General features: G+C 75.0%; 8 protein-coding genes. 6 read left to right on the top strand and 2 right to left on the bottom strand.

Annotated features, from left to right (window positions below; translation table 11 throughout):
* The 6 genes from AB0L40_RS03425 to AB0L40_RS03400 form a co-directional block, all read left to right on the top strand.
* Positions 1-723, top strand: a 723-nt coding sequence (locus AB0L40_RS03425; RefSeq protein WP_364349180.1) for a GDSL-type esterase/lipase family protein, incomplete at its 5' end; no start/stop codon positions are given.
* A gap of 225 nt (positions 724-948) precedes the next feature.
* A complete protein-coding gene (locus AB0L40_RS03420; RefSeq protein ID WP_364349177.1) occupies positions 949-2253 on the top strand; it encodes an MFS transporter in 1305 nt (434 codons plus the stop codon).
* Positions 2254-2365: 112 nt separating this feature from the next.
* Positions 2366-3520: an LLM class F420-dependent oxidoreductase gene (locus AB0L40_RS03415; protein WP_364349174.1), complete on the top strand. Its 1155-nt coding sequence runs from the start codon at positions 2366-2368 to the stop codon at positions 3518-3520.
* The gene (locus AB0L40_RS03410; protein ID WP_364349171.1) at positions 3513-4376 is read left to right on the top strand and encodes an alpha/beta fold hydrolase; all 864 of its coding nucleotides are present in this window, start codon (positions 3513-3515) and stop codon (positions 4374-4376) included. Before AB0L40_RS03415 ends, AB0L40_RS03410 begins: the two co-directional genes overlap by 8 nt.
* 29 nt (positions 4377-4405) lie before the next feature.
* The gene (locus AB0L40_RS03405) at positions 4406-5335 is read left to right on the top strand and encodes a helix-turn-helix transcriptional regulator (protein ID WP_364349168.1); all 930 of its coding nucleotides are present in this window, start codon (positions 4406-4408) and stop codon (positions 5333-5335) included.
* Between the two features lie 317 nt (positions 5336-5652).
* Positions 5653-6348, top strand: coding sequence for a hypothetical protein (locus AB0L40_RS03400; RefSeq protein ID WP_364349165.1), 696 nt, complete (start codon positions 5653-5655; stop codon positions 6346-6348).
* Positions 6349-6392: 44 nt separating this feature from the next.
* Here the strand turns inward: AB0L40_RS03400 and AB0L40_RS03395 are convergent, their stop codons facing one another.
* Together AB0L40_RS03395 and AB0L40_RS03390 are read right to left on the bottom strand one after the other, a co-directional pair.
* On the bottom strand, positions 6393-7007 hold the full coding sequence (locus AB0L40_RS03395; RefSeq protein ID WP_364349162.1) for a hypothetical protein: 615 nt from the start codon (positions 7005-7007) through the stop codon (positions 6393-6395).
* On the bottom strand, positions 6997-7572 hold the full coding sequence (locus AB0L40_RS03390; RefSeq protein ID WP_364349159.1) for an RNA polymerase sigma factor: 576 nt from the start codon (positions 7570-7572) through the stop codon (positions 6997-6999). The genes AB0L40_RS03395 and AB0L40_RS03390 overlap by 11 nt, the downstream gene beginning before the upstream one ends.
* Positions 7573-7637 lie beyond the last annotated feature (65 nt).

Below are 7637 nucleotides of genomic sequence, written 5' to 3'. Positions count from 1 at the left end.
GATGATCGCGAAGCCGTCGAGATCGTCTTCAAACAGCTCTGCCACCTGCACGACGGCGGGCAAGGTTTCGGACGTAGTACCCCACACGTGGTCTCGCCCGGCGCCGACGCGCCGCCCTGGTTCCACTACGGCAGCTCGATCTCGCAGGGGCGCGGCGCCGCGTCGCCGAGCCGCGCGTGGGTCGCGACCGTCGCGCGGACCGCGGGGCTCGACCTGACGTCGCTGGCGCTCGGCGCCGCCTGCCACCTGCAGCCGATGACCGCCCGGCTGATGCGCGACCGGCCCGCGGCGCTGCTGTCGGCGTGCGTCGGCATCAACAGCCAGGCGCTCGGCGCGCTCAACGCCGAGACGTTCGCCGCGGCGATCATCGGCTTCGTCCGGACCGTCCGCGACGCGCACCCCGAGACGCCGTTCGTCGTGATGTCGACGACGTTCGCGCCGGACCGCGAGGACGTCCCGGGCCCGTCGGGCCTGACGATCCGCGACTGCCGGCGGATCGCGGGGGAGGCCGTGGGGCTGTTGCGCGACCACGGCGACCGGCACGTCCACCACGTGGACGGGCTCGACGTCTTCGGCCCGTCGTCGGCGCACCTCTTCCTCGAGCCCGAGGACGCGGAGCGCCTGCACCCGAACCCGGCCGGCCACGACCTCGTCGCCGCGCGGTTCCTCGGGGCGCTGGCGGGGCTCGGCGTGCTGCCGGCGCCCCTCGCCGCGGCGGCGTAGGCGCGCTCCTCCCGGCGGCGGTCGCGGCGGTCCCCCGACGCCTCCGACCCGCCGTCGGGCGCCGTCCGGCGCCGGGCCCCGGTCCCGCGGGCCGGGCACGCGCCCGGCGCTCCCCGTCGGACCGCCGCCAGCCTGTGACCCCGACTATCTGCATGCGTACGGGTCTGGCAGGGCCCGCGGGCGGCCCCCACCATCGGTCCGGATGCACCGCGACCGCACCACCGCATGAGCCGCTCCCGCCGCACGGGCCGGATCGACACCACCGCGCCGGCCCCGCCGAGCGTGCCGTGGCGGGGGTTCGTCGGCGTCTACGTGCTGCTGTTCCTCATCGGCACCGAGACGTTCCTCGTCTCGCCGCTGCTGCCGACGATCGCCGACTCGATCGGCGTGTCCGAGTCGCGGGCGGCGATCACGGTCACCGCCTACACGCTCGTCTACGCGCTGACCGCCCCGTTCCTCGGCGCCGTCGCGGACCGCGTCGGGCGCCGGCCGACGATCGTCGCCGGGGCCGTCCTCTTCCTGCTCGGCAACCTCGTCGCGGCGCTGGCCGGCAGCCTCGCGGTCCTCGTCGCCGCCCGGATCGTCGGGGCGCTCGGCGCCGCGCTGGCCGGTCCGTCGATCTGGGCGCACCTCTCCGAGCGCTCGCCGGAGGAGGCCCGCGGCCGGGCGATCGGGTCCGGCCTGGCGCTGTTCTCCGCCGGCCAGGTGCTGGGTGTGCCGCTCGCCAGCCTGCTGGCCGGTGGCGGCGGATGGCGCGCGTCGTTCTGGGGGCTGACGGTGCTCTCGGGGCTCGTCCTGCCGGTCGTCTGGCGCCAGACCCGTGACCGCGGGACCGCGGAGGCCGAGGCCCGGGCCGCCGCGCCCCGCCTGCGCCTGTCGACCGTCTTCGCGGTCTGGAGCGACCCGCTGATCCGGCGCGTCCTGATCGTCGTGCTGCTCCTGCAGGGCGCGAACCTCGGCGCCTACACGTTCATCGGCGCCGCCCTGGACGACCGCTTCGGGCTGTCGGTCACCGCACTCGGGCTGCTCGGCGTGCTCGTCGGCACCGGCAGCGCGATCGGCTCCGTCCTCGCCGGCCGGATCAGCGACGCCGCCCGCCGCGACGGCCGCGACGACCGCGCCTGGATCCCCGGCTGGACGCTGCTGCTCGGCGTCGGCGCCGGCGCGGCCGCGCTCGGCAGCCCGCTCGTGGTCGCCTGCGCCGCGGTCGTCGTCTGGTTCGTCGCCAGCGGCGCCTTCGGCGCCAATGTCCAGACGCTGCTGATCCAGGCGCGCCCCTCGCTCGCGGCGACCTCGAGCTCGTGGAACACCGCCGTCCTCTACGGCGGCACCGCGATCGGCGTCGTCCTCGTCGGGTCGTTCCGCCACACCGACGTGGGCGTCGCGGTCGTCGGCGGGGGCCTCGCGCTCCTGGCGACCGTCGGCGCGCTGACCCTCGCCCACCCCCGCCTGCGTCCCGACGCCCGCGAGGCCGCCGCCCGCGGCCGCGCCCGCGACCCGATCCCCACGACCCGGACCTCGGAGGTCTGAGCATGTCCCCGCAACCGCACTCGTCCCGCGTCCGCCCGTCCCGCGTCCGCCCGTCCCGCGGGCGCCGGTCGCGCGGCGCGAGCGCCGGACGGCACGACTCCGGGACGGCCGCGTGAGCGCCCCGGGCTACGCCCCCCTGCGCTGGGGCGTCAACCTGCCGCTGCCCGGCCGGGCGCTGCTCGAACACCGCCGGGTGATCGAGGCCTTTCCGGATCTCGGCTACGCCGACGTCTGGACGGGCGAGGGCGGCGGCTTCGACGCGTTCACCCCGCTGACCGCCGCGGCCGCCTGGCAGCCGCGCCTCAACGTCGGCACCGGCGTGGTCCCGGTCTTCACCCGCGGCCACGGGGTGCTGGCGCAGACGGCCGGCACGCTCGCCGAGGTGACGCGCGGCGAGGTGCTGCTCGGCGTCGGCTCGTCGGTCCCCGCGCACGTCACCGCGCTCAACGGGGTGCCGCACGGCAAGCCGCTCGCCCGCGTCCGCGACACCGTGCGGTTCCTCAAGGCGGCGTTCCGCGGCGAGGTCGTCCGGGAGGACTACGAGACGTTCTCCGCCCGCGGGTTCCACCTCGGGTTCGCGCCCGCCCGGCCGCCGCTCGTGCTCGTCGGGGCGCTGCGGGAGAAGATGACCCGGCTCGCGTACGACGAGGCCGACGGCGCGGTCCTGAACCTCCTGGGCGCCGACGACCTCGGCCCGGTCCTGCGCCGGGCCGACGCGCCGCGCCCGGGCCGCCGGACGGTCGTGAAGCTCTTCGTCCAGCCGACGGCGGACGCCGACGAGGCCCGCGCGACCGGCCGCGGGTTCCTCGGCTGGATCCTCAACCAGAAGCCCTACCGGGCCTTCCACGCCGAGCTCGGCCGGGCCGACCTGCTGCGGGCGTCCGGCGAGCGCTTCGACCACGGCGACCGCCACGGCGCCGGGGCGGCGATCCCCGACGAGGTCGTCGACGCGCTCTGGATCCACGGCAGCCCGGAGTCCTGCCGCGAGCAGATCGCCCGCTTCGTCGTCCCCGGGGTGACCGCGATCAACCTCTTCGTCGCCCCGACCCCGGAGCTGCGCCGGCGGCCCGAGACGCTGCCGGCGCTGCTCCAGGCGCTGCGGCCCGACGTGTCCTCCGGCCCGACCGCGGGGGGCCCCGCGGCATCGGCCCCGGGCGCGTCGTCCCGGCCCGCGTCGGCCGCCGGGCGCGCGACCGTCGTCGATCCGCCCGGCCGGCCCACCGCGTCCCGCCCGTCCCCCGCCCCCGAGGAGTCCCACCGTGTCTGACCCGTCGACCGTCCCGCTGCTGACCCCGGAGGAGATCGCCGAGACCCGCGCGAACCTCGAGGCGTTCGCCGACCGGGTCGTCCACGCTCCCGGCACGGAGGTGGAGGACGCGACGATCGGCGGTCGCCCGGGGCTGCGCGTGACCCCGGCGTCCGGCGGCACGCGCGGGACCGGGCTGTTCCTGCACGGCGGCGGCTACCGCGCCGGCGGCCCGCGCGGCGCGGTCGGCGTCGGGTCGCACCTGGCCGCCGAGGCCGACCTGCAGCTGCTCCTCCCGGCGTACCGGCTGGCCCCCGAGCATCCGTTCCCCGCCGCCGTCTACGACGTCGTCGCCGCCCTCGCGCAGCTGGCGGAGCAGGAGGAGGACCCCGCCCGGCGCGTCCTCGTCGGCGAATCGGCCGGGGGTGGGCTCGCGGTGGCCGGGCTGCTGGCGGCCCGCGCCGCCGGGATCTCGCCGCCCGGCGCGCTCGTGCTCCTGTCCCCGTGGCTCGACCTGACCGCGGCGTCGGAGTCCTACGAGCGCTGCGCCGAGACCGACGAGATCATCAGCCGCCCGACGAGCCTGCGCTCCGCCGCCGCGTACCTCGACGGCGGCGATCCCCGCGACCCGCTGGCGTCGCCGCTGTTCGCGTCCGACGAGGCGCTGGCCGCCCTGCCGCGGACCCTCGTGCAGGTCGGCGAGGCGGAGGTGCTGATCGACGAGGGCGTCGAGTTCGCGCGGCGTGCCTCGGAGGCCGGGGGCACGACGCTCCTGGAGACGTGGGCGGGGGTCGGTCACTGCTGGCACGTCGCGGTCCCCGACGGCGGCCCCGCGGACGCCGCCATCGCCCGGATCGGCATATATCTCGAAAGCTGATCGGAATAGCGACTATCATGAGCGGGGCCATGACCCGGTCCCCCGTCCTCCCGTTCCCCCGACCCGCGGCGTCCGACGCCCGGGATCAGGAGGGACCGCCGGCGGACGCGGGCAACGCGGCGAACCTGAAGGAGCTCGGGCGGTTCCTGCGGGCGCACCGCGAGCGCACCACGCCGGAGGACGTCGGCCTTCCCGTGAACGGACGCCGCCGGACGCCCGGGCTGCGGCGCGAGGAGGTCGCGGCGCTCTCGGGGGTCGGGCTCGCGTGGTACTCGTGGATCGAGCAGGGTCGGGTGGCCGCCTCCAAGCACGTGCTCGAGGCGATCGGCCGCACGCTGCGCTTGGAGCCCGCGCCGTCGCGCCACCTGCTGGCGTTGGCGGGCCACATGCCGCCGCCCAAGCCCGAGGTCGACCACGAGGCGCTGGTGCGTCGCGCGTCCCCGCTGCTCGACGCCTGGCCGACGTCGCCGGCGTTGTTGCTGGACCGCCGGCTCGACATCACCGCCTGGAACGCGGCGTACGCGGCGGTCTGGTCGGACCCGGCGGAGATCGCCCCGGAGCGGCGCAACCTCATGTGGACGCTGGTCGGCGACCCGGCGGTGCGTTCCGGCCTCGTCGACCCGGAGCCGCTGGCCCGCGCCGTCCTCGCCCAGATGCGCATGCAGACGGCGCCCCGGATGGACGACCCGCGGACGCAGGAGCTCTACGAGGTCCTCAACGCCGACTTCCCGGAGCTCCACGAGTGGTGGACGTGCCAGGGCGTCGCGGACCTCACGACCCGCCGGATCGAGGTCCGGACGCCCGGTGGCGACGAGCTCCGCCTGGACCTGCACGCGATGCGCCCGGTCGACGATCCCGAGGGCCTGGTCCTGCTGCAGGCCCCGGTCGGACCGGCCGACCACGAGGCGGTCGTGGCCGCCGTCCGGGCGGGGCGCTTCCCGATCTCGCGCACCGGCTGAGCGCGGTCGCTCGGCACGGACGACGGTTCGTCCGCTGCCCTCCGCTCAATTCCCCGCCGTCCCCTGGGAGTGCCGGGCGATGACCACCACGAAGGACCCGCCCCCATCCGCGCCCGAGGACCGCCGGGCTCTCCCGCCGCAGGACCGCCGCGTGCTGGCCGGACGCGACCTCCCAGGAACGACGGCGCGTCAAGGCCGTAGTCGACCACGTCGAAGTCTCTGTCACGGATCTGGCGGTGTTGCAACTCCCGGAGAGGACGACGCCTCCGTCGCCCTATCGACCAGGAAGAGGAGAGATGGAGACTACGACTCGATCCGTGGCATCGCTGCGGACGCTCGCGGTGGCGATCGGGAACAACAACTGCGTGTACATGATCACGTCGTCCGGGAACCTGCGCGGGCGGCGCACCGTCCTCCTCGCCATCACCGCTGCGACCGCGACGGCGGGCGGGCTCGCCACTGCGACGACCGCCATCGGCGAGCAGGCACCGTCGCGCTCCTCCACGGCGAACGCCGCCGCCGATCGCTTCGAGGCCTTCACACGTCCCCAGCGGCCCGATGACGTCTTCACCTCTGCGAGCCCGGCTGCGGAGAATCAGCGAGCTGCGGCGGAGATCGCAACGACGTCACGTCGCGTCTTCAACGACGCTTCCGGAGAGGCGTTCGCCTTCCAGAACGGCGACCGGGAGGTCTGCATCCTCTGGCGCCCGAGCGGTCGCAGCGTGGCCGGATCGTCTTGCGGCGAGGTCGGCGCCACGATCCCTCCGGGCGTGCTGGTGGGAAATGCCAACGACGCCCCACACCCGGTCGTCGCCGGCCTCGTCCCCAGCGACGTCGACTCGGTCGACGTCGTGGGTGCGACCGGTGCTCGGACCACGATCCCCGTACGAGACGGGGCCTACGTCTACCGAGGAACGGCACCGTACACGCTCACGTGGGCATCGGACGACGGGGCCACGTTCCGTCGCGAGGTTCGCCCGACGGCGGTTCCGACCCAGCGGGCCGAGCGCTAGGTCCTAACGTCCACGGCGGCGCGGCGTCATCCGCGAGGGCCGAATCAGGGCGTTGCCGGAACCCGGATCACCTGATCCGGGTTCCGGCCCTGGCGTTCGCGGGACGGCACCGCACGCACCCTGACCACGTGGCGCCGCTGCTGGCGAACTGCGGCCACGAAGTAGCGGACATCGGAATGAGCATCACCGACCGGTGCGGTCGCGTACCTTCGGCGGGGTCCGGCCCCGTCGGTGATCTCCACAGTGGCGACGTTGCTTGCGACCGCTCCGTAGACGATGAGGCGACCGGAGGAGGGCACCTGCTGCGCGTCGTGACGGATCGCGGCTCGGTCCATCGCAACGCAGGTGCCGCGCGGGGTGCCGCCCACGAGGACGCGGATGCAAGGGGCGCCCTTGTCCGCCGACGAGACGAGCTCCCATTCTGCGTCGCCGACCGATCCCCGGCGCAAGACGTGCTCGCGTTTGGGGGACGCGGACTCCGAGGTGAGGTGATCGCCGGCCACCGCGAAAGCGAGCGCCCCGGCCGACAGCGCGCCGGCCGTGACGCCCAGGACCCGACGTCGACGTTCCCGCTGCTCGATGCGGCGGTGATGGGCGTGCAGCTGATCCCCCAGCGCATCGACGGCCGGCAACGGAGTCTCGTGATCCTCAGGCCTCATGCCCCGGACCACCGTCGATCTGGCCGACCCGCCCTCCGAGGGCCCGGAGCCCCCGACTCACTCGCGCTCGGGCGGTCGCTTCGGTGATGTCGAGCTTCGCGGCGATCTCCCCGTACGTTAGCTCGCGGACGACGCGCAGCTCGATCGCCTCGCGATGAGTCTCGGGCAACGCACCCATCGCGTTCGACAACCGCCGGCGGACGTCGCCCGTTGCCGACAGGTTCTCGATCTGCTCGATCTCGGGCGAGGTGAGCAGCGGCGGGGAGACCGGCAGTCGCGCGAGCGTCCGGCGGCGCGCGCCCTCGCTGCGAAGGTGCATGAGGAAGACGTTCTGGGCGATGCCGTAGAGCCAGGAGACGGCTTGTTCTTCTGAATCGCCCTTGAACGTTCGCCGCGACGCGAACGCCGCGGTGAACGTCTCCGCAAGAAGATCCAGGCTTGCCTGGGGGTCCGACAGACGCCGCGAGAAGAAGACGAGGATGCCGCGGGCGTGCGCACGGTAGAGCGCGTCGAGGGAATCGGCCGTGACCGAGAATCGCCGCGGCTGTCTCCTCCGGAAGGGCACGATCGTGTCGCATGGACGCTTCCGGAGTCCGCAGAAGCGGGCCCCGCAAACCACGCATCGGGGAC

This window comes from Patulibacter sp. NPDC049589 (assembly GCF_040675535.1).
Taxonomy (GTDB): domain Bacteria; phylum Actinomycetota; class Thermoleophilia; order Solirubrobacterales; family Solirubrobacteraceae; genus Patulibacter.
Note: the sequence above shows the minus strand (reverse complement) of the source record. Positions and strands in the feature narration are given on the sequence as shown.

Excerpts from the sequence above, each read along its gene's own strand:
- AB0L40_RS03420 (WP_364349177.1), top strand. The coding sequence starts at position 949 with ATGAGCCGCTCCCGCCGCACGGGCCGGATCGACACCACCGCGCCGGCC.
- AB0L40_RS03405 (WP_364349168.1), top strand. The coding sequence starts at position 4,406 with ATGACCCGGTCCCCCGTCCTCCCGTTCCCCCGACCCGCGGCGTCCGAC.
- AB0L40_RS03395 (WP_364349162.1), bottom strand. The coding sequence starts at position 7,007 with ATGAGGCCTGAGGATCACGAGACTCCGTTGCCGGCCGTCGATGCGCTG.